This window comes from Kandleria vitulina DSM 20405 (assembly GCF_000702065.1).
GTDB classification, from domain to species: Bacteria; Bacillota_I; Bacilli_A; order Erysipelotrichales; family Coprobacillaceae; genus Kandleria; species Kandleria vitulina.
Genome location: NZ_JNKN01000013.1, coordinates 1 through 23352 on the forward strand (window position 1 = coordinate 1; position 23352 = coordinate 23352).

Annotated in this window: 28 protein-coding genes; 1 reads left to right on the top strand and 27 read right to left on the bottom strand. The window is 32.2% G+C overall.

Features of this window, described 5'->3' with window-relative positions; translation table 11 throughout:
* From tnpA to T513_RS0104635, 15 genes are all read right to left on the bottom strand, one after another.
* Window positions 1–322: IS200/IS605 family transposase (gene tnpA / locus T513_RS0104560; protein WP_031589146.1), on the bottom strand; the 322-nt coding region annotated here is incomplete at its 3' end.
* A 63-nt stretch (window positions 323–385) separates the two neighbouring features.
* Window positions 386–811, bottom strand: coding sequence for an Ig-like domain-containing protein (locus T513_RS0104565; protein WP_031589147.1), 426 nt, complete (start codon window positions 809–811; stop codon window positions 386–388).
* 253 nt (window positions 812–1064) lie between these two features.
* Window positions 1065–2786: a Cna B-type domain-containing protein gene (locus T513_RS0104570; RefSeq protein ID WP_051654391.1), complete on the bottom strand. Its 1722-nt coding sequence runs from the start codon at window positions 2784–2786 to the stop codon at window positions 1065–1067.
* A 186-nt stretch (window positions 2787–2972) separates the two neighbouring features.
* Complete coding sequence (locus T513_RS0104575; RefSeq protein ID WP_031589149.1) at window positions 2973–3344, bottom strand: DUF1284 domain-containing protein; 372 nt, start codon at window positions 3342–3344, stop codon at window positions 2973–2975.
* A gap of 50 nt (window positions 3345–3394) precedes the next feature.
* Window positions 3395–3952 carry a flavin reductase family protein gene (locus T513_RS0104580; protein WP_031589150.1) on the bottom strand — a complete coding sequence of 186 codons (558 nt, stop codon included), beginning with the start codon at window positions 3950–3952 and terminating at the stop codon, window positions 3395–3397.
* 1 nt (window position 3953) lies between these two features.
* Entirely contained in the window at window positions 3954–5117 is a 1164-nt protein-coding gene (locus T513_RS0104585; protein WP_031589151.1) for an iron-containing alcohol dehydrogenase, read from the bottom strand.
* 12 nt (window positions 5118–5129) lie between these two features.
* Window positions 5130–5507 (bottom strand): MerR family transcriptional regulator, encoded by a 378-nt coding sequence (locus T513_RS0104590; RefSeq protein WP_029071119.1) that lies wholly within the window; start codon window positions 5505–5507, stop codon window positions 5130–5132.
* 289 nt (window positions 5508–5796) lie between these two features.
* Window positions 5797–7239 carry an ATP-binding protein gene (locus T513_RS11945; RefSeq protein WP_029071118.1) on the bottom strand — a complete coding sequence of 481 codons (1443 nt, stop codon included), beginning with the start codon at window positions 7237–7239 and terminating at the stop codon, window positions 5797–5799.
* Between the two features lie 126 nt (window positions 7240–7365).
* Window positions 7366–8043: a DUF2971 domain-containing protein gene (locus tag T513_RS0104605; protein WP_031589153.1), complete on the bottom strand. Its 678-nt coding sequence runs from the start codon at window positions 8041–8043 to the stop codon at window positions 7366–7368.
* A gap of 77 nt (window positions 8044–8120) precedes the next feature.
* Window positions 8121–8753: an ABC transporter permease gene (locus T513_RS0104610; RefSeq protein ID WP_031589154.1), complete on the bottom strand. Its 633-nt coding sequence runs from the start codon at window positions 8751–8753 to the stop codon at window positions 8121–8123.
* Complete coding sequence (locus T513_RS0104615; RefSeq protein WP_031589155.1) at window positions 8746–9474, bottom strand: ABC transporter ATP-binding protein; 729 nt, start codon at window positions 9472–9474, stop codon at window positions 8746–8748. Before T513_RS0104615 ends, T513_RS0104610 begins: the two co-directional genes overlap by 8 nt.
* Before the next feature lie 2 nt (window positions 9475–9476).
* Complete coding sequence (locus tag T513_RS0104620) at window positions 9477–10097, bottom strand: ABC transporter permease (RefSeq protein ID WP_031589156.1); 621 nt, start codon at window positions 10095–10097, stop codon at window positions 9477–9479.
* Window positions 10098–10108: 11 nt separating this feature from the next.
* On the bottom strand, window positions 10109–10984 hold the full coding sequence (locus T513_RS0104625) for a glycine betaine ABC transporter substrate-binding protein (RefSeq protein WP_031589157.1): 876 nt from the start codon (window positions 10982–10984) through the stop codon (window positions 10109–10111).
* Window positions 10971–11939: a zinc-binding dehydrogenase gene (locus T513_RS0104630; protein WP_031589158.1), complete on the bottom strand. Its 969-nt coding sequence runs from the start codon at window positions 11937–11939 to the stop codon at window positions 10971–10973. The genes T513_RS0104625 and T513_RS0104630 overlap by 14 nt, the downstream gene beginning before the upstream one ends.
* Window positions 11940–11952: 13 nt before the next feature.
* On the bottom strand, window positions 11953–12366 hold the full coding sequence (locus T513_RS0104635; protein WP_051654392.1) for a pyridoxamine 5'-phosphate oxidase family protein: 414 nt from the start codon (window positions 12364–12366) through the stop codon (window positions 11953–11955).
* A gap of 93 nt (window positions 12367–12459) precedes the next feature.
* Between T513_RS0104635 and T513_RS0104640 the strand changes: the two genes are divergently transcribed.
* Window positions 12460–13350 carry a LysR family transcriptional regulator gene (locus T513_RS0104640; protein ID WP_051654393.1) on the top strand — a complete coding sequence of 297 codons (891 nt, stop codon included), beginning with the start codon at window positions 12460–12462 and terminating at the stop codon, window positions 13348–13350.
* A 201-nt stretch (window positions 13351–13551) separates the two neighbouring features.
* Here T513_RS0104640 and rfbC read toward each other — a convergent pair whose 3' ends face one another.
* The 12 genes from rfbC to T513_RS0104700 form a co-directional block, all read right to left on the bottom strand.
* Window positions 13552–14160 carry a dTDP-4-dehydrorhamnose 3,5-epimerase gene (gene rfbC, locus T513_RS0104645; protein ID WP_029072528.1) on the bottom strand — a complete coding sequence of 203 codons (609 nt, stop codon included), beginning with the start codon at window positions 14158–14160 and terminating at the stop codon, window positions 13552–13554.
* A gap of 1 nt (window position 14161) precedes the next feature.
* Window positions 14162–15085 (bottom strand): dTDP-4-dehydrorhamnose reductase, encoded by a 924-nt coding sequence (gene rfbD / locus T513_RS0104650; protein ID WP_031589161.1) that lies wholly within the window; start codon window positions 15083–15085, stop codon window positions 14162–14164.
* On the bottom strand, window positions 15085–16116 hold the full coding sequence (gene rfbB / locus T513_RS0104655) for a dTDP-glucose 4,6-dehydratase (RefSeq protein WP_031589162.1): 1032 nt from the start codon (window positions 16114–16116) through the stop codon (window positions 15085–15087). Before rfbB ends, rfbD begins: the two co-directional genes overlap by 1 nt.
* A gap of 12 nt (window positions 16117–16128) precedes the next feature.
* Window positions 16129–17007, bottom strand: coding sequence for a glucose-1-phosphate thymidylyltransferase RfbA (gene rfbA / locus T513_RS0104660; RefSeq protein WP_031589163.1), 879 nt, complete (start codon window positions 17005–17007; stop codon window positions 16129–16131).
* A 111-nt stretch (window positions 17008–17118) separates the two neighbouring features.
* Window positions 17119–17484 (bottom strand): DUF2513 domain-containing protein, encoded by a 366-nt coding sequence (locus T513_RS0104665; protein ID WP_031589164.1) that lies wholly within the window; start codon window positions 17482–17484, stop codon window positions 17119–17121.
* A gap of 309 nt (window positions 17485–17793) precedes the next feature.
* Complete coding sequence (locus T513_RS11705) at window positions 17794–18786, bottom strand: glycosyltransferase family 2 protein (protein WP_051654394.1); 993 nt, start codon at window positions 18784–18786, stop codon at window positions 17794–17796.
* A gap of 21 nt (window positions 18787–18807) precedes the next feature.
* Window positions 18808–19752 (bottom strand): glycosyltransferase family 2 protein, encoded by a 945-nt coding sequence (locus tag T513_RS0104675; protein ID WP_051654395.1) that lies wholly within the window; start codon window positions 19750–19752, stop codon window positions 18808–18810.
* 15 nt (window positions 19753–19767) lie between these two features.
* Entirely contained in the window at window positions 19768–20808 is a 1041-nt protein-coding gene (locus tag T513_RS0104680) for an NAD-dependent epimerase/dehydratase family protein (protein WP_201783591.1), read from the bottom strand.
* A gap of 10 nt (window positions 20809–20818) precedes the next feature.
* Complete coding sequence (locus T513_RS0104685) at window positions 20819–21544, bottom strand: IspD/TarI family cytidylyltransferase (RefSeq protein WP_029072522.1); 726 nt, start codon at window positions 21542–21544, stop codon at window positions 20819–20821.
* A 12-nt stretch (window positions 21545–21556) separates the two neighbouring features.
* A complete protein-coding gene (locus T513_RS0104690) occupies window positions 21557–21934 on the bottom strand; it encodes a hypothetical protein (RefSeq protein WP_031589169.1) in 378 nt (125 codons plus the stop codon).
* A 138-nt stretch (window positions 21935–22072) separates the two neighbouring features.
* Entirely contained in the window at window positions 22073–22489 is a 417-nt protein-coding gene (locus T513_RS11420) for a glycosyltransferase (RefSeq protein ID WP_031589170.1), read from the bottom strand.
* Window positions 22490–22491: 2 nt separating this feature from the next.
* The gene (locus T513_RS0104700) at window positions 22492–23337 is read right to left on the bottom strand and encodes a LicD family protein (protein ID WP_031589171.1); all 846 of its coding nucleotides are present in this window, start codon (window positions 23335–23337) and stop codon (window positions 22492–22494) included.
* Between the last annotated feature and the right edge of the window lie 15 nt (window positions 23338–23352).

Consider the following 23352-nt stretch of genomic DNA (forward strand, 5'->3'; position numbering starts at 1 on the left):
TTCTTGTCCATAAACCAGGCATTTTTGATAGTTCCACAAACTCTTCTCTAAGAATTTTACTTGTATATCCTTTTATTTGTCGCATAATGCCTGAAGGACTTAATGTTGGAGGACAATTCAAGAACATATAAGAATAGTCCTTATCACATTCGATTGCAATAATTTCAATTTCTAACTCCTTACATTTTATTTTGACCAGTTCTTTAAAGCGTCTTTCTACATTTGATATCAGAAAAATTTTACGCCTGTATCTTGGACAAAAGACAAAATGGTAGTTTATCAAAGATACCGTTGTGTTCGTATGTCTATACTTATTTTCCATACATATACTATATCATAATATGTATACGCTTCCGGTATATGCATACACTTTTTTTATTTTATTCTATCCATCTCGCACCAAAAGGAGTGGGCTTTTCGCACAGTCTTTTATAAAAGTCACTCTTACAGTTCCCCCACCACTTTCATTAGGATTCACATGAGCATTGGCAATCACTGCTGTGCCATCAGCCGCATAGATCTTAAAATCAGTGTGTGCAGAATCATCTGGGAACTCCATTTGATCAGGTAGTGTGATATCAAAATAATCTCCTTCTTGAAGATCTGTACCGGAAGAACTTGCATCCCAATCGATATCAAGATAAAAATCATCAGAATGATAAATTTTATTAGCTTCTACCTTATCCCTATTTAAAAAGCTAAACTTCGTTACGTTCGTATCAACCTGTTTAGGCGCTGCATAAACAGGTGCAATCAATCCTAGGGTCACTAAAAAACTCAAGATCATACTTACCAAATATTTCACTCTCATTACTAAATCCCCTTTTCTAAGATACATGATTATTTTTCACAAAATGAAAAACGCCGAATTATTCAACTCTTTTTTAATCATGTTACTAATAATATAAAGACTTAGAATATCTATATCAAGGTGAATTATTAAGAATTTCTTAATTTTTAATCCATAAGACCCGTTGTTTACGGAGATATGACAATTACAAAATATAATTTTTTATAGAATGAAAAAAAGCCATTAGAATGACCTTCTAATGACTTTTTTCATATTAGTTTTTAGTCTTACGATAAATAAATAATAGCACCCCAGCAGATACAATAAATAACATTTCAATAAATAAAATCTCAGTATGATCTCCAGTTTCTGCTACTGATTGACTCACTTTACCATGTTTAGCTTTTTTATTTGTTTCATTAGCAGTTGTGCCTTCTCCAGTATTGTTACCTGTTTCAGCTTTAGGACCATTTTCATTACCATTTTCAAAATTCTCAGTGTTAGTAATGACATAGCCTTCTTCTTGATCACCAGATATTTCTGTCGTATATCCTTCTACTGGTTCTTCTTCTACAGTATACTCAATCTTCTTTCCATTTTTATATTCTGGAATATCATCAAAAGTATAAGTCCACTTGTTTTCTTCATTAAGTGTAACAGACTTTACTTTTTCTCCATCAGCGAGAAGATTTACTGTAACACTATCTTTCTTTTCACCATTCCATTTCTTAGTGACTTTAACTGAAGTCTTAATCGCTTCATTGGTGATTGTCTTGATAACTGCAGAACCATCATTTAGGTTAACAGTAAGAACTTTATCATTCTTGATATAACCAGTTGGTGCTTTTGTTTCTTCGATAGTATACTCACCACTTACTAATTTTTGAGAGATTGCTTCGCCATCTTCATCAGTAGTAAGCTCATATGTTTTTCCTGTCTTTACATTTTTAATGACAAATGTAGCATCCTTTAATCTTGTTTCTCCATTATTTGCATCTACTTTGATAATCTTGATCTTATTAGTAAGATCTCCATCACCATTACCACCAGCATCAGAAGAACGATATCCTGCTTTATGAACCCAGATATCCTTTTCTGATTTTAATGTCGCTTTATTTTGCAACAAAGTAGAAGGTGTATATGTAGATTTATAAGTTAAATAATAAGATGTACCTTCCATTTTTCCTAGATGTAAAGTAAATGATGAACAATCCTCAGAGAAAGAGAGCTTATTTTCAGTAGTTACTGTCTTTCTAGAAACAATTCCACCTTTTGCATTAAACTCTACTTCATATAATTTGAAGCTATCTTTAATATATGCTTCTCCTGAATCACCAAGGGTATCTGTTAATGTAGCATCATCTAATGTACGTTTACAATGATTAATACGCATTGACCAATTTGCCCTTGTAGGATCCATATCTTTAGAACCCCATTTACATAATACTTCATTCTTTAATTCAGTAGGACCAGTAATCTTTATTGTCTTAGAAGAAACCTTCCCATTAACAGTAATTTCAAAAGTATTTTCTTCGCCTACCTTAATTTCTTTAGTATCAAAATGAGCAGCTAAATAAATATTACCTTTTACATTATATCTATCATTCACATAATCAGTAAAAGTCACTCTGACTTTTCCACCACCACTTGTGTATGGAGTCACATGTGCATTACCAATAATTGTCTTGCCATCATTCGCATAGAGATGAAAATCAGTATGTGATGAATCAGTTGGAAAGATCATTTGATCAGGTAATGTGATATCAAAATAATCGCCTTCATGAAGATTAGCACCATGAGCACTTGCATCCCAATCCATACTTAAATAAAAGATGTTAGTTTCATAAACCGCACTCGCTTCTTTCTTTGTCCAATTAAGAATACGAAACTGAGTGATATCTGTCTTTACTTCTTTTGAAGAAGCAGAGATAGGTGTAATGAATCCTAAAGCTACAAGAAAGCTTAGCATCATACTTAAAAAATATTTTTTCTTCATTATAATTTCCCATTTCCTTTCTAAACACAACTGTAAGGTAAATATCAATTTATTTACGATACAATTTAAAAACGTTTACTAGAAACTATAATGCCTATAAATATATTTATCAACCTTATTGCTTTTGAAGTTCCAAATATTTTACTTACATGTGACATATATGACTATTATTTGACAATTTTATGATTATCGTAACTCATTATATGTTTTACAACATAACTCATACCAGCCACAGTCCCCACATATCTTTTCAAACATTGGGGTCTCAAAAATAGTCTCTCTGACCTTCTTTGCGACCTCATTCCATCTCACATGTTCACCATAATGTAAATCACAGCACGATAAGACGCTCTCATCTAATCGTTTAACTTTCTCATAACTAACACATTGTCCTTTCTTATGAGGGCAATGTGTACAGATTTCATCACAGCCTTCTTGGATATTAATTTTATCTAATTTACTTACTACTTCATTCATATGCAATACAAACTTACAATCATATCCATGACCGGTATACATCTGCATGCACATCAAATGATGTGGTCTTATTTTTAACATCTAAATTTCCCCCTTGAACTCATTATAGCATACAAAAAGAGAACGCTTTTTTAACGTTCTCTTAGAGTTAAACCATCCTTAAAGGCATGACCTACTTCTTCTCCTACTCCATAGTATTTATTGTCAAAAGGATTGAAGCTGATTGGTTTTAGTTTTCTTATATCCAATTGTCCATCAGTTAATACACTTTCATCTGCGGATACATTGATGATTTCTCCAATAAGAATACCATCCTCAAAGCTTTTTACTTTACATTCTAAAGCTAATGGGAGTTCATCAATCAATGGAGCATCCACAAATTCACTCTTTGTAGCATGGAAGTTAGCCTGCTTGAATTTATCTGGATTCTTTCTTCCTGATACAACCCCTACAAAATCACAAGCTACGACCTGATCTTCTGTAGCCATACTTACTGAAAAAGCATTCTTTACTTTTAAATTATCAGTGGTCTTATGATCAGAAAGACTGATAGAAATCTCTTTAAAATCAGTCGTAATTCCCCAAGCCGCATTCATCGCATTAGGAACACCGTTCTCATCATAGGTTCCAATAATAAGAACTGGCTGAGGATACATGAGAGGCTTAGCACCAAAGTTTTTTCTGCTCATATTATAGAGACGCTCTAAAGATATCGCTGATATCTTTCTCTTGAAGTGGAACCCATGCTTCATCTAATCCTTCATTGATAGCTACATGATGAGCCATTTCATCAATTCTGCTTTCATCAATACCAACTTCTCTAAGGTGCATTGGAATATTGATTGATTCAAAGAACTTGTAAGTTTCTTCAATGGCCTTATTAGCAATATCCATCTTGTCTAATGATGGATCAATATTAAAGACATTTACACCATATTTCACAAAACGATCTACTGTTTTTTCACTTAAGACATGTTTCATCCATCTTGGTGTAATAATAGCTAAACCTTCACCATGAGTAATATCATAATAAGCAGATAAAGCATGTTCCATACCATGTAGTGGCCATCCAGATTGACTGTTTCCAAGTGAATAGATACCATTACATCCATATGTACAAGTAAGCATCATTTCTGCTCTTGCATTGTAGTCTTCTGGATTATCTAGACATTTCTTTGCATTGATCATAAGACTCTTCAATCCAGCTTCCATGAAACCATCATTAAGTAAAGTTGAATCTTCACAGAAATACTGTTCCATAATATGGTTCATAGCATCAGCACAGCCAGCAGCTGTCTGTTTCTTAGATACAGTAAATGTATAAGTAGGATCTAAGAATGAGACTGCAGGGAAAAGCAATGGATCCACATAGCCAATCTTATCATTTGTCTCTGTTCTTGAAATAACACCACCTGCATCATATTCACTTCCTGTAGCAGCTAAAGTAATAATATCTACAATAGGAAGCGCATCTTTGGCTTTTACTTGATAAGAAATAAGATCCCATGGATCACCATCATACTTAGCACCAGCCGCAATAGCTTTTGAACAGTCAAGGACACTTCCTCCACCTACTGCCAAGATGACATCCACATCATTTTCTTTACACATCTTTACTCCATCAAGTACACTTGGATCATACTTTGGATTTGGCTCTATTCCAGATAATTCATAAATATCAAAGTCTTTTAATAGTTCTTTTACTTTATCATAAAGACCAATCTTTTTAATACTTCCTCCTCCATAAGTCAATAGAATCTTTTTACCAAATTGATTCATGACTTCAGGTAATTCCTTAATGACATCTTTACCAAAAATAAGTCTTGTAGGTGTGTGATAATCAAAATTTTGCATTTTCTATTCCTCCTATTCTTCCCATGAAAGAACGCCAGTTTTTACGGCTTCTTCATAACGTGAAATCTTAAAATTAAGCTTGTTTAATGTTTCTACATATTGATCAATCTTATTTTGTACTTCAACTCGTGCTTCAATAAGAAGATCTCTTCTCGCTTCGAGAGTATTATCACCTTCCTGATAAAGTTTCACATACTCAATAAGCATCTCAACTGGAACACCAGCACTTCTCATACAAATTGCATTCTCTACCCAGCTGATATCTTCTTCTGAATAATCACGAATACCACCCTTAGTTCTTTTTACTTTAGGAATAACTCCTACTCGTTCATAGTATCTAAGAGTATCTGCACTAATATCAAATTGTTTACATACTTCCTTTATTGTCATGGCATTCCTCCTTATACAATAACTATACTCCTTAGAGTTAACTCCAAGTCAACAGATGAATTTATTTTTAAAAAAATACCAAATATCCAACAGATATTTGGTGTGAAATTCTTATATGCTATAATGTTCTTCATTTTAATTGAAGTACTTCAAAATCAACTTCAATATCACTTCAAAGTCAACTTCAATATCACTTCAAACAAACTTCAATTACTTCAAAGTCAACTTCAATGTCACTTCAAACAATCTTCGATTACTTCAAATAAAAAGAAGACCGTGATTGATCTTCTTAACTTAACATTATTAATTCTTGGTTAGCTTTATAGTAATTAGCTCTTGCGACTTTACTCTTTTCTAAGTAACCATTACTTACAAGGTTCTCTAAAACCTGTTTTCTTAAATATGATGAATCAGCCATTCCTAAATAATCCGCAATTTCAGATACTTTTCGTGCATGATAATAACAGAAAGATAATACTTTTTCATCATGTTCTGTTCCATTTTTGATTGGTGGAATAATTAAATCTGGATATTTATTATCAGTAACTCCTTCAATATAAGTTAAATCGGGAAGTACTAACGTAAAATGATCAGATGATGAATAAATATACGGCTTATGTGATTCGTTAGCATTTTCATATTCTTCTGTGATTTTATCAAAGCCAGTACCTGCAGATTCCATGACGTTACAAGCAACAAGGATACTAGATATTAACTCATTTCTTCTTTTTGAAATAATACCAGTTAAATCATATGTCTTCCCTATTTTCTCTCCTCTATAAAAAGAACCAGGAGAAGAAATTTCAAGTCGATCTTTAAACATATCCAATTGTATCTGTGTTCCATCAAGATAATAATCTCTATGCGCAATCGCATTGATTATACCTTCAAATAAAGCTCTTTCAGGATAAGCTTCAATATTAATTCTGCGATCACCTTTTTTTATTATTGAATAGTTCATTCTCTGTTTAACAAAATCCATAAGAGAATTGATGATATCTATAATATTTCCGGAATACTTTTTTAGAGTTACAATGCGTTCACTTCCCTTATTTGTACCTGCGAAAGCCAAACATTGTGAAGCAGTTTTTCTATCACTGTAATCATCCATAAACAATAAAGCTCCATTAAGTAAATAACCATTTTCATCCATAAACCCCATAGATTTCAAAGCTTTCTCTGATAATTCTTTACCTTTATTATGAGATTTATAAAATTCTTGTAACTTTGTAAATTTACTAGAATCATATTTTACATCTGATACTAAAAGATCATATTGTGTATTCTTACTTTGGATACTCATTTGAATAATCTCTTCATAAGTAGCTCCATTAGTATAACCATCTCTCCTCATAAAAATAGAGGGGATGGATTTATATCGCAAGATGACAGGTTTTACATTTGATTCTAATACATTTATTTTAATCACAAAACGTTCCTTATCTCTAACTGTATAAGGTATGAATTGTATTTGAAGTTGTGGTCTTGGGGTCAAATGCTCATTAACCATATTATTGAAATAATTACGTTCATTATCTGCATCTTTTTTATCAAAACCAATTAGTTTATTAGTTTTATCTTCAACACCAATATAAAATTGACCACCTTGGGCATTCGCAAAACCCGCAATACTTTTTAGCCATCCAACAACATCATCTCTATTTAACTTACCCTTACACTCAAATGTATTATCTTCAAGTCTTACTTCACCAATTACTTCTTCTAGAAACATAAAAATCCACCCTCTTTCTTCTAAATTAAGTTTACTTCAATATCACTTCAAAGTCAACTTCAATGTCACTTCAAACAAACTTCAATTACTTCAAATAAAAAGAAGACCGTGGTTGATCTTCTTATATTAAATAATTTTATATCTTCTTAATTCATCTTCAAAACTAAATTCATTATCTTGCTCAAAGGCATATTTAGAACTCTCTTTAATTTTAAATTTGCCAACTTTAATCTTTCTTGAATGATTTTGATTATAATCATAGATTACTTTTAATACTTGTTTATAGTTATCTTCTTTGAATGTCTCACATCCAAAGAAGATGCTTTGAACTTTTATTTTATAGAAAACCAGATTGTCTATTATTTCCCATTGATTAGAGTCATGTTCTTCTAAATCAAATACTGCTCTTATTTCATTTTCATACTGCCACTTTTTATCTTTATGATAAAGTCTTTCATAATCAGAAGAAATCTTGTCATAGCCAATCTTGTTTTCATAATTGACTTTTCTTAATAGATTAGATGATTCAAAAGTAGAATCATAATCTTCTGGTAATACAAAATGAATCATGCATCCTCTATGTCCATCCGCATAATGTCCCCACATAAGTTTTGAGTTTCTACTGAAGGAAAAACAGGCAATACGATATCTTCCTTTCCCATGTTCATCTATTCTTTCCCATTCAAATGGATCATTTAGTAGTTCACAAGGACAAGCATATACACCATGATCAAGGATGCATTTGAAGTTATTGATATTTTTCAAATTTGTATACTTATAAATTGATGATCTTTTACTAGCCATAGTGCTCCTTTCTAATTTCAATATAATATTAATATGAATTAATAAAGAGAGTCAAATTAAAAAAGCTAAATCTCAATTTAGCTTTTTAATCCAAAATTCTTCTTGAGATTATTTTCAATAATCTCAAAGATACGACCAATACTTATTGATAAAATAATAACCAAGATAGTTCCACCTACAACTTTTGCCTGGTTCATTTGTCTTAATCCTTCAAATAGTAGTCTGCCAAGACCACCAGCTCCAATTCCTGCCGCAATGGTACCGATACTTATTGTGGAGATAGTGGCTAAACGTATTCCACCAAAGATAATAGGTAAAGCCAAAGGGAACTGCACTTTATAGAGTATCTGAAAATCTGTCATGCCCATTCCTTTTGCGGCTTCAATAATATGAGAATCAACTTGATCTAATCCAGCGATATTGGTACGTACAAGAATATACTGATTATATATCACAAGTACAATAACCGCTGTTTCTAATCCTAGACCAGTAAAAGGAATAAGCATCGCAAACAATGCTAAACTTGGAATAGAATACAGTCCACTAAATATTCCATTAACGATAATCTGAACTCGTTTGTATTTTCTTATTAATAATGTAATAAGCAATGAAATAATAATAGAAATGAATACTGTAATAACAGTAAGCTGAAGATGTTCTACTAATCCCACCATGAACTTATCATAATGTTCTATCCAATATTTAATCATAAGCTACTCCTAATAGTTTTTTTACAAAAGGAGTAGCAGGATGTGCTTTTATATGATCTGGTGTATCAAATTGCTCAACTCTTCCTTTATCCATAATTATCACTTTATCTCCAAGCTTAAATGCTTCATTGAGATCATGAGTTACAAATATAAATATTTTATTTCCATTTTTATGGATTCTTATCAATTCATCTTGAAGATGTTCTCTTGTAATAGCATCAATTGCGCCAAAAGGTTCATCAAGCAATACAATATGAGGATCAGCAGCCAAGGCTCTTACAAGACCAACTCTTTGTTGCTGGCCACCAGAAAGTTCTCTTGGGTATCTGTTTTTATATTCTTTAGGAAGATCTATCATTTCTAAAAGCTCATCTACTCGCTTATTGATTCTATCCTTTTCCCACTTTAACAATTCAGGAATTGTCGCAATATTTTCAGCAATGGTCATATGAGGAAAGAGTCCTACTTGTTGAATAACATAACCAATGGTACGACGAAGTGCGACACCATCTACATCATTGATGTTCTTATGATCAATAATTATTTCTCCTGAATCAATATCATGCAGCTTATTAATTGCCTTAATAAGCGTTGTCTTGCCACATCCTGATGTACCTAGAACAGTAATAAGTTCTCCATCATTGATTGTTAAATTAATATGGTCCAATGCCGGATAAGAGCTATTTTCATATTTTTTATAAACATCTTTTATTTCAATCATGTCTATACCTCATACTTTCTTAGAAATCTTCTTATCCCCGTCAGCATTAACATGGCCATAAGGGATATTGCAGAAACACTTAATCCACCAATCCAAAGATAATCAAATCTCATTAATCCTACTCCTGACATGATCAGTTCACCTAGACCTCCTGCCCCAATGTAGGCAGCTAAGGTAGTGCTGGCAATGACTTCAGTTGTCGTAATCTGTATCCCATTAAAGATTACTGGTAAAGCCAAAGGAAAAACAATCTTTCTAAATAACGTACGCTTATCATATCCCATACCTAAAGCCGCCTCCACAACATATTCTGGAACATTATTGATCCCTTTGATTGTATTAAGAAGCACCGGTGGTATTCCTAATAATACCAGTGCAACAAGAGTTGGCATTAGCCCCGTTCCAAGGTAGGGAACCAAGAAAATAAGCACAGCCAATGAAGGAATAATTCGTAAATTGGAAGCAAGAAAAAGCAATATTTTTTCAGTTTTATTAAATCTTGTCGCAACAATGCCAAGTACGATTCCAATAATAATAGATACGATAATCGCAAGAAGACTAATTTGAAGATGCTCAATCACTAAACGAATATATTCACCTCCATACTGCGTAAAATATTCCATAGTACCATCTCCTATTTTAATGATTCATAATATTCTTTTGCGACATCCTGATAATCCTGTTTATCAATATCAACTTTTTTATTGAGAGTCTGTAGATCCTTTGTCGTTAATTTCTTATTGATAGGATCTAATATAGACGCAATCTTAGGATATTTTTTTAAGATATCACTTCTTACAATCGGTGCAACATTATAATCTGGCCAGAAATGCTTATCATCTTCTAGTAGTACATATTTAGAACTTGTAAGCTGTCCTTCTGATGTATATGCTGGAATGACATCACCTTTATCTTCATCAAGAAGAGAATACTTTAATGCATTGTCATAAACCTTGATTGATTTAAATTTAAATTCTCCATACACCTTAGTTAATCCAGGAATTCCATCTGCTCTTTTATCAAATTCTCCTTGAGAAATAACTCTTAGTTTTGATGCATGTTTCTGTAAATCACTAATTGTCTTAATACCATATTTCTTACTTACCTTACTTGAAACCGCAAGCCCATTGCTGTCTTGTGCAGGTGACTTGGTAAGCCATTCTAATTTATATTTTTTCTTATATTCTTCTTTTACAATCTTGTAAATTTCATCCCCAGATACTGTTTCGGTATACCCCAATATTGAAATATATGCGGTTCCTGTATATCCAGGATAGAGATCAATCTTATTATTGACAATGGATGTGTGTACAGCACTTGATGAAATATCAAATTGACGATTCACCTTAAATCCAGCATCTTCCAATGCTAAAGAATAGATTTCTGCCAATACTTCATTTTCTGTAAAGTTCTTACTGCCAACTCTGATGACTGGCTTATTAGATGAAGAACATCCTACCAGTAACGTTATTGATAAAACTGTAAGCATTAATGTCTTAATTATTTTCATATTCATTTCCTCCCATGACCACAACTTTTCCAAAACTATTTGATGATTCCAAATACCTATGTGCTTCTACAATCGTATCAAGTGTAAAGATCTTTTCTGGCTTCACATTGATATGATTGTTTTCAATATAAGCAAATAGATCATTCATCTCTTTCTCATTACGATCAGCACTTAATGCGGTCGTAAGATATACTGATCCGGGCATATCTACCAATGGTTCAAAATCAAATGACCATTGATTTCCAAGCAATCCAGTTACACAGATAATTCCTGATTTATTTATATGCTTGAATGTATTCTTGAGTGCAGCTGGTCCGACAAGATCAAGAATCTTATCATATTTCTTGCTTGTCTGAAGTTCATTTTGATAATCGATGATAACCTCATCAAATCCTGATTCAAGCAATAATTCCATCTTCTCAATATTTCTGGTTGTTCCAGTTACATGAATGTGCGGATACTTCCCTTTAAGCAACTTGAGAAATGCAAAACCTACACCGCTTGTTGCGGCTCTCACAAGTACACTATCTACTTCATTGATTTTCAAATTCATCAAAGAAAGATAAGCCGTATAGTACGTTTCAGGTACAGCAGCAATCTCTTCCCAGGAAAGATTGCTTTCAATAGGATAAATCTGTTCATTAGGAAGAAGACAGTATTCAGCATAGCTGCCATCAAATGCTCTTCCCATTTCGCCCATAAGTGATACAACTTTTTGTCCCTTCACAAGTGTAGGGGATGTAGATTCCTCTACAACGCCTACACATTCAATACCTAATATTCTTGGAAACTTTACACTTGGTGATTCTCCTTTTCTTGTAAAGATTTCCGAATGATTGATGCCACGTCCTATTACTTTAATAAGTGACCACCCCTCTTTTACATCAGGACGGGCTACTTCCTGAATCAACAACTTCTCAGGTCCCCCTGCTTCATAGATGACTGCTGCTTTCATATCTATCCTCCTGTTATAAATCAAAACTTACATTATTTTGATCATTGAGATTGCTAATACTGACATGAACATCATCTAAAGTAAATGGCATCACAAGTTCTCGTATATGATCATACTTCTGCGATAATATTTCACTATGATCAAATAATTTATCCCTTAAATACACTTCATTCACAAATCTCACTTTGCCGCTTATTCGAATCCATTCTAGATCTTTTCTTGATGCGACAGTTATTTCACAATAGGGATTAACACTTAATTCCTTATAAGTTTCACTTCCCCTGATAACATCAAAATAAAGCTTTCCATTTTCTTCAAACTTAAATTCAAAAGCCTTTACTTTTGGTTTTCCATCTAGTCCAATAACACCCAAGTACTGCATAGGATATTTCTTTAACATCTGAACTGTTCTTTTTAATTTATCCATATTCTTTCTCTCTTTCATTTACATGATATTTCAATTTTCCTTCATTGAGAAATGAATATATGTTATCTTTAATAACAGAAAGGAATAAATAAAATGAATACAAATCAACTGGAATGTTTTATCACTCTATCTTCTACATTAAACTATGCAAGATGTGCGGAAGAATTACATCTTACTCAACCTGCTGTTTCTAAGCAGATTAAATCTCTTGAAAAAGAACTTGGCTGTGAGTTGTTCTATAGAACTACGCGTTCTGTAGAACTTAGTGAAATAGGTAATCAATTTCTTCCTGAAGCAAAAAGTATGCTTGATACTTATTACCATTCTAAAGAATGGATCAATAATTATAAGATCAATGAATATCATTCATTCAAGATTGGATATACTGATCCCCAATCTATAAAGATGATTACTCAAGCTCTTTCAGATATGTATATTGGAGATGCTACTCTTTCTCCTAAGCTTGTCTATAATCAGACTAATACAAATTTACAGGCCTTAAGCAATCATTTTTTAGATGTTGTAGTATGCATGAAAGATGCATTATTCAAAGATTCTCATATTAGTTTTGAACCTATTCATCATGATGGATTTGTTTTTATCATTTCAAAAGAGCATGATGCTTATCATACTTTTAAAGATTTAAAGGCAGTACATACATCTGATTTATTTCCTATTGAACAAGTTATCGCTCTTCCACCATATCTACTGAAATCTTATTTTTCTAGAGGAAGGACTTTATTGCCCGTTAACAATAAGTTAAATAATATCATCTGTGAAAATGTCAATGAGGCATATGGACTTGTCAAAGCGGGATATGGCTTTGCCCTTGTTCCTGAATCTCAAGTCGTTGAAGACGAAGGAATCTTAACTCTTCCTTGGCTGGAAACACCAAGAAATGATTTTGGTATTTACTATTTTAATGGGGCAGATTTATCTCTTACTAAAGAGTTCATTAAAGCTGTAAAAGATTATTATAAATAATATTTACCTATATTAACACAATAACAAAATTTGTAAGTAATTCCTACTAAACTGCTCATATAAAAAGTGGAAAGCAAAGGTATCATACCGGCTCTATAATAAAAGTGGGGGTAAATGATTTTTGAAATCATTTATCCCCACTCTTGAAATTGAGCCCATAAAAATAGAGATACGTTAAAACGCATCTCTATTTTATACTACTTAAAACTTAAATGTCTCTTTCAATGGTAACCAAAGCTTATCTTTGTCAGAGAAGTTAAGTGGTGTACCGTCTTCTAAAGTATAACCTTCAGGATCAGCTGTTCCCTTATATTCTCCTTTAAGATGAGGCCATTCAATACCGATTTCAGGATCATTCCATGCAAGTCCACCTTCATCACCTGGATGATAGAAATCAGTAACCTTATAACAGAATTTAGCTTCATCAGATAATACTAAGAATCCATGTGCAAATCCTTCTGAGATATAGAACTGTTTATGATTATCTTCAGTTAATTCTACACCATACCATTTACCATATGTCTTAGAATCTGCTCTTAAGTCTACTGCTACATCATAAACAGCACCCTTGATGACTCTTACTAGTTTACCTTGTGGGAACTGTTTCTGGAAATGTAACCCTCTTAGTACACCTTTTGTACTTGATGATTCATTATCCTGTACAAAGACCATATCTAATCCTGCTTCATGCATATCTCTCTGATTATATGTTTCAGTGAAATATCCTCTGTTATCTCCATGTACTGCTGGTGTGATAATATGTAAACCTTCAATGCCACCAACATTCTTTTCTACTTGAATCTGTCCCATCTTATAGTTCCTCCATGTTTAGTTCTTTAAGGTATCTTGATAAAGCATTCTGCCATGTTGGCAATGGAGTAAATCCATTCTTTACTAGTTTAGATTTATCTAATCTAGAATTGAATGGTCTTGCTGCTTTAGAAATACCATATTCTTCTGTTGTCACAGGTAGAACTTTAGTAGAGTATCCTGCCTGTCTATAGATTTCTTTTGTAAATTCATACCATGAAATGAATCCACCTTCATTTGTAGCGTGATAGTAACCATACTTATCAGTTTCAATCATATCTACTAGTAATCTTGATAGATCCAATGTGTATGTAGGTGTACCAATCTGATCACTTACGACAGTAACCTGATCATGTGTTTTTCCTACTCTTAACATTGTCTTAATGAAGTTGTTTCCATTTAATCCAAAGACCCATGCAATACGCACGATAAAGTATTTATCTAACGTATTAGAGACAGCTTGTTCACCACCAAGCTTTGTTTCACCATATACTGATAATGGTGCATAATCTTTACAATCAGGATCCCAAGGTGTTTCACCTTGTCCATTGAATACATAATCAGTAGAAATGTACACCATTTTTGCATCAATCTTCTTTGCGACATTTGCAATATTCTGTGTCCCTTCCACATTGATCTTATGAACAAGCCCCTTCTTATCCTCATCCTCAGCCGCATCGACAGCAGTCCATGCTGCACAGTGAACAATCACATCAGGTTTCACCTTTGTGATTGTTTCTTCTACCGCTTTAGCGTCAGTAATATCTAAAGACACATAAGGCATTGTGGTTACAGGACTTCCGTCCTGTACACCACTGTATGTTTCTTTAAGGTCTGTACCGATTCCTTCGTAGCCTCTTTTAGCGAGTTCGTTCATGACATCATGTCCGAGCTGTCCAGCTACGCCTGTAACGAATACTTTCATTACTTAACCTCTTTTCTATCGCCGTACATTTTATCGTAATAGTTCTGGTAGTCACCTGAAATAATGTCTTCCCACCATTTCTTGTTTTCTAGATACCATTTGATTGTCTTCTTGATACCATCTTCAAACTTAGTTTCAGGAAGCCATCCTAATTCGTTATGAATCTTAGTAGGATCAATTGCGTATCTCATGTCGTGACCTTTTCTATCTTCTACATGAGTAATTAATGATTCAGGTTTACCTAATTCTTTACAGATGATCTTAACAATTTCAATATTGCTCTTTTCATTATGACCACCTACGTTGTAGACTTCTCCAACTTTACCTTCATGAATAATTAAATCAATTGCTTTACAATGATCCTCTACATAAAGCCAGTCTCTTACGTTTAATCCTTCTCCATAAACTGGTAAAGGCTTATCATTAAGGGCATTGGCAATCATTAATGGGATAAGCTTTTCAGGGAAATGATATGGTCCATAGTTGTTACTGCAACGAGAAATAGTAACAGGTAAACCATAAGTTCTATGATAAGCTAATACCAATAAATCAGCACCAGCCTTAGAAGAAGAATAAGGTGAAGAAGTATGAATAGGTGTATCTTCAGTAAAGAATAAATCAGGTCTATCTAAAGGAAGATCACCATATACTTCATCAGTTGAAACCTGATGATATCTCTTAATACCATACTTTCTACATGCATCCATTAATGTAGATGTACCAATAATATTTGTCTGTAAGAAAATCTCTGGATTTTCAATTGATCTATCTACATGAGATTCAGCCGCAAAGTTAACTACTACATCAGGATGTTCTTCTTCAAATAACTTATAGACACCTTCTCTATCAGTAATATCAAGCTTTACAAATCTAAAGTTTGGATTATCCATAACAGGTTCCAAAGTTGATAAGTTTCCTGCATATGTTAATGCATCAACACAGATAATTCTATAATCTGGATACTTCTTTAACATATGAAAAACAAAGTTTGAGCCAATAAACCCAGCTCCGCCAGTAACGATAATATTCATTTTAATCTCCTTTTAATCCATGTATTTTCCATCAATAACATCTTTTAAGTAAGCACCATACTGGTTCTTCTTTAAAAGTTCATATCTCTCAATTAATTCATCTTTTGAGATCCAGCCATTATTATAAGCAATCTCTTCAAGACAAGCAATCTTTCTATGCTGGTGTGTTTCAACAGTCTTTACAAAGTTAGTTGCATCAACTAGTGATTCATGTGTACCTGTATCTAACCAAGTGAATCCTTGTCCTAATAGTTCTACATTAAGCTTACCTTTTTCAAGATAAATCTTATTTAAATCAGTAATCTCTAATTCACCTCTAGCGCTAGGCTTAATAGTTTTAGCATACTCTACGACATTCTTGTCATAGAAGTATAAACCTGTAACCGCATAGTTTGATTTAGGCTGAGCTGGTTTTTCTTCAATAGAAACAGCTTTACCTTCATCGTTGAATTCTACAATACCAAAACGTTCAGGATCATCTACATAATAACCAAAGACTGTAGCTCCTTCATCTCTAGAAGCAGCAGCTTTTAATCTTTTTACTAGACCATGTCCATGGAAAATATTATCTCCTAAAATCATGGCACATGAATCTCCGTCAATGAAGTCTTCACCTAATAAGAATGCCTGAGCAAGTCCATCAGGACTAGGCTGTACTTTATACTGTAATGAGATTCCAAACTGATGCCCATCTCCTAATAACTCTTCAAAACGAGGTGTATCATTTGGAGTTGAGATAATAAGGATATCCTTAATACCTGCCTGCATCATAATGCTTAATGGATAATAAATCATTGGTTTATCATAGATAGGCAATAACTGCTTACTAGTAACCATTGTTAATGGGTAGAGTCTTGTTCCACTCCCCCCTGCGAGAATAATACCTTTCATATAACTTCTCTCCTTTATTTTGAACTATATAAAAAGTAAACCATGACGTTACGTCATGGTCAATGGTTATTCTAAATCTTAGTTAATTTTTTGTTTTTATCATTTGCAAGTTTAAAGCGCCTTTATCGAAGCCGCCAACAATTCCGAGGCTATGGTTTTAACAACTTCCAATGTAAAAGGCAGAGCTTTGTCTTTAATTTTCTTCTTGACTTTATTCCATGTAGTATCTTCTCTAATTTTATCTAAGAAATCATGTCCTTCCCAAGTTAATGAACCAACTGAAAAAAGGTATAATGTGTTGTCAGCATAATGAGCATTATAGGAATCAATCAATCCAGCTTCATATAAAATTTTACAATGATACGCAATTTGTAAATTATCATAGTTTTCTAGTTGAAGATTTAATAATGCCGTATCAATATACAGTTCTTCGATTTTAAATAAAATTTTTCTGCATAAATCCATATCTCTTTTCAAATTGAGTACCTCCTCAAAGGTAAATTATATTTGAAATCGCTAATCTATCAATGAATACAATAGGAATAAGTGATTATTCCAAAAAAGGAGATCTACTAAAATATCCCAATCGTATATGAATACGGATGATATTCCAAACTGTGGGAAATCATCTTTCTGTTACTTTCAGCGAGATACTGGAAATTATTTTCAGGACACGCCCTTTTTTTGATTTACGGGAAATAAATAATAAACAAGAATAATATTTCTTAAATATCTGCTCATTAATAATGAATAACTCTTTCAAAATTATTTATTCTAAACTAAGACTTATCTATATAAAATCTTACACAAAACAAATAACACTAAATATAGTCGAAGTTTTAACAATGTAAATACAACTTTTGATTTAAAATCCAAATCACTTTTTCTTGTTTTCGTGTTTTTAATAATTTTACGTGCCCTTTTACATATTTTCTTAAACTGTGAAAAAGTACACGTATTTCCATATGCAAAACCGGCAATAATAGACTCTGCACAATAATTCATTATACGTCTAGAATAAACATCGAAATAAGTAGATCTAACACCTTTTTCAGTCATAAGATCATTTTCAACTTTTAATGCCTTATATATTCCATCTAATCTATTTTGATTTAATTTTGCAGAAGAGCTATGTTCATATCGTCTCATCCAAACATAGTAACTATGTGGATTCATTGCAATAGTTTTAGCATCTTTATACGCAGAAAGATTAAATAATGTATCTTCATGTCCATGTCTTAATGTTTCATCAAAACGAATATTATGTTCATCCAAGAAAGACTTTCTATACATTCCAGTCCATACACCATTACTCTCTCTAATTTCTTCATAATGATTATAAATATCATCATCATAATAAGCGATTTCTTTCTTTGGTTGATAAACATCTCTATGTATTGTTTTATCATGATCTAAGACTAAATATTCTCGTCCAAATCTAACAACATCAGCGTCATATTTTTTTGCAATTTTATAGTTTTCACCAACAAACCCTTCATGACAAATATCATCATTATCCATAAAAGTAATATATTCACCCTTAGCATGTTGCAACGCAAAATTTCTTGCAGAACACATTCCACCATTTGGTTTATGATATGTAACAATTTTAGAATACTCTTTTTGAAGCTCATCACAAATTTTACCACTTGAATCAGTTGAACCATCATCAATAAGCATGATTTCAAAATCATCTAGAGGATCTTTTAAGATACTTTCAACTGCAGTTCTAACATACTTTTCTGAATTATAAACTGGTATAATTACACTTACTTTCATTTTATTCTCCTCATCAATGCATCACATCCAAATTTTTTCCCAAATAATGTTTGAAGAAAATGGATACAAATCATATTTTGAATAGATTTTAATTCTTTTCATTTTAGAAAATGAATTCAAACAAGATAATTCTTTAATAAAATTATAGTTTTTATCTTCTTTATCTATATACTTTAATAATTCTTTAGCGAAATTTACACGTCTATTTCTAATAGATTTTTTAATATCAATAGATTTTTTAAAATGAATGATTTCTCTCAATAATTTACGATAACCAACTTTCAATGAACTTCCTGACGCATTATTTCCATGCTGACGATATTTTAATGTACAATTAGGCAATACACCCAAAACACCGCATTGTGATGCAATTAATGCGAACCACCAATCATGCATGTAAATATTGCTTAAATCGACTTTTTCTAAAGATAATTCTTTTAATCGATTGTTAATCATACTAGTACAACCAATCACAAAATTTCGTTTTAATAAATGCCTTACTGATGTATCAGCATAATCAATTTTTTTATACTTGAAATATGAATCAAATAATATCCCTAATTTATGATCAACAAGCTCTACATCACTACATATGAGAACAGGAATATCTTTGCTAGTTTCACGATGTAACATTGCTTCATACGTTTTTTCAATCTTAAAATTATACCAATAATCATCTTGATCACAAAACATATAATAATTTGAATTAACATTAGAAAGAAGATACATAAAATTATTTACAGGACCTCCAGTAGAATTAGATCCTATAAATTCAAATAAATCTGGGTATCTTCCAACATACTTGTTAATAATACTAACAGTATTGTCTTTAGAACCATCATCATGAATATATACCTTAAAATCATGTGATGTTTGACTAACAAGACTATCTAATTGCGTTTCAAGATATTTTTCACCATTATAGGTTGCTAATAATACTGCAATTTGTTTCTTATTGTTTATCATTTGTATTCCAACTTTCTATTCGTTCTTCATATACATAGATAGATTATCAAACATTTGTTTTAAGTCTTTTTCTGGTTTCCATCCTAAAGATTGAATCTTAGTAGTATCTAAATTCATCTTTAATGTGTTGGCATAACCAAATTTAGATAAGTCTTCTTCTACTTCAACTTTCACTTTGATATTGCCTTTGGCAATATCATTAGCTACAAGTTCAGCCATTTCAAAGATAGAACAGTAAGTTGCTTCGTTTGCAACATTATATGCCTGTCCTGCTTCACCTTTTGTTAAAGCAATTAAGATAGATGCAACAGCGTCTGCTACATAGAGATAGTTACGTTTAGTTTCACCTTTTGTGTGAAGTACAATATCTCTTCCTTCAATTGCACATCTTGCAAACTCCGCAAATACGCGACCATCATTATATAAAACACCAGGTCCAAATGTCTGAGTCAAACGCAATACCTTCACTGGTACATCATATTCTTTCGCATATGATGTACATAAGTTTTCAGCCATACGTTTACTGATTGGATAACAGTTTCTAACTACAGTAGTATCTAAATTTGTAGGATGATCTTCTCTGATTTTTTCATCAGTAGAAGGTGTCCCGTATACTTCCATAGTAGATAAGAAAATCATGCCTTTTACGGCTTTTTCTTTTGCAATAGAAAGAATATTTTGTGTACCTTTTAATGTTGTATTGATAGTCTCAACTGGCTTTTCTACAAATAGTTTACTTGAAGTCTGACTTGCAGTATGGATGATGTAATCTACATCAAAATCAAAAGTATCAAACTTCATGATGTCCATAATGACAAACTGTAGTTTGTCATTATCTAGGAAGTCATTGAAGATTTTTTTAGCTTTTTCTTCATTTCTAATAGCCGCATATACTTTTATATCACGTGCTAATAAAGCTTTAACAACTAAAGTACCAATTAGTCCTGTTGCTCCAGTAACTAATACTGATTTATTGACAAACTGATTCCAATCAATAGCTTCATTGTTTACAATCTGTTCAATATCTGCATTTACATATTTATTTGAATCAAACATTATGATACCTCTAATCTAACCCATAAATTTGAGCATTTTCTTTTGCTTCAATGATTGCTCTCATTGTGTAGTAATCATCTGGAGTTGTAATCTTGATATTTTCGTATGGTCCATTAACGATATGAAGATCTTCTCCATAATGCTGCATCATTGTACAAGAATCAATGAATGTAGTAATACCTTCAGATAAAGCTTTTTCATGTTTACTTAAGATATCATCTAACCAGAAGCTCTGTGGAGCTTTTGCAACACGTGAGTGTGCACGATCTGGTACAGTTGTAATCTTGTTTTCATCATCAATGACAATGATTGTTTCTTTAACAATACCAACAGTAATCGCATTGCCATTTTCTCTTACACAATTGATATTATCAGTCAATAACTGTGAATTGATAAGTGGTCTTACACCATCATGAATAAGAACAACACTTTCTTCATCTCCTGCTACTTCTTTAGCAGCACGTAATCCATTATAGATTGATAGCTGTCCTGTAGATCCTCCAGGAACAACTTTCTTTACTTTTGTGATATTGAATCTCTTGATTAGATCTTTTAAGTAATCTAACCATTCTTCTACACATGCAATAACAATGGCATCAATGTCATCATTATGTTCAAAATATTCTAATGTATAAATAATAATTGGTTTATTATATACTTCTAAAAACTGCTTTGGTTTTTCTTTGGTGTGCATTCTTGAACCGATACCACCTGCAAATATAACGCCTATGTTCATGTTATAACCCCCTTAAAGCCAATTCATCAAGACATTAATAAATAATATCAATCGATTAGTGTGTGCTTCTTTTCGTATTCTCTTATTTGATAACAATTTAAATTTAGTAGAGATACTTGTGTCATACTTAGCGATAACAGATAAAACATCATGATCCTCTTTATTCATATTCGGGAATCTTTTTAATAATTCTTTTGCTGTAGTAGATCTATTTTTTTCTTCTTTCTTTTTCTTGTATGACTTTTTAAATTGTTTCAATTTACTTAAAAATGAATCATTAGATAATCCGACCGTATTATTTTGATGAATACGGTAATCAATATATGAATTATTATCATATATAACTTCTATATAACTTCTCCAAATAAATTCGCCGTTAACATAATCCAAGTGTCATGCATTCGCAATGTTTGAGAAGAAGGACGAGATTCCTGTTTTATGATAATATCTCTTAATTGCTTATTCATTACCATGGTACAACCAGAAATATAATTGTGCATAACAACGCACAGTAAATTATGTTGCGGTTCATGATTGAATCGCATATTTGTTTCTTGTCCATCTACATAAAGCGTCTGATTCGAACAATATAAAATAAGGCTTTTTACATCCTTTTTCTTCAATTTGTCTGACTGCTTCAATTACTTTGTTTTCTTTCCAGATGTCATCTTGATCACAGAAAGCGTAATAATCATGATTTGGAGTATTATAAATTAATTCCATAAAGCTACCGGCAGGACCAAGATTTTTGTTATCTTGAATAAAATGAATACAAGGATATTTTTTCATATATTCCTGAATAATAGATTTTGTCTTATCTTTTGAGCCATCATCTCTTACATAGATTTCAATATTTATACCCTTTTGATTAAGCAATGAATCAATTTGCTGAGATACATATTTTTCACCATTATAAGTGCTCATTAAAATACCAACTGTATTCATCTTTAATCCTCATCCTTAAACTTAACAATTTCAGGCGCATGATTATATCTTTTCTCTACCGGTGGGAGCTGCATATAATCCCCATAAAGATTAGTTAATACCTCTCTCATATTGTTTGGCATATACATTTTTCTACCATTGAATTCAACTTCTTCTAATGGATCTAAATCAGAACGTGCATGAATTGTAGTAAACGGCTGTGTTCCACAGAAGAATCCAATTCTTTTTGTTTCTACATCATCATACATACGTAGATACTTCATTGCTTTCTGATAACATTTTTCAGGAGTAAATCCCAAAATTTTTAAACCAAAGTGGGCAATATAAGATACCGCTGTTATTAAAGCATTCTTTACTTTTCCAAAATGAAGAACAGGTTTTGGATTTAAACTCATAATCATAAGTTTTTGCCATGTCCATGCTCTTTTTCCTTGTTTATGCATTGCTTTATCATCATCAGCAATATTATCAAATGGGAAAATATCTAAAAATATTCCTGTTGGATAAGTAACATTCAGTGCATTTCTATCACGAAAAGCAGTTCCTTTTTTACTCCAATGTGCATTAAAAATAGTACAATCTGGATACATTCCTGCAGTAACAATATCATATTTATCTGCATATTCTTTGTTTGCAATTTCTACAAACTTTTCATAATCTTTTCTAAGCATTCCTACATCAATATCATCATCCCAAGGAATCATACCTTTATGACGAATAGCACCTAAACCAGTGCCACTAACAGTAAAATATTTAAGATTATTTTCTTCGCATATCTTAATAAAATCATCTAAAATGGATAATTCTACTTCTTGTACTTTTTTTAATACATCATCTGTATATTTCATTTCATTCACCTATTT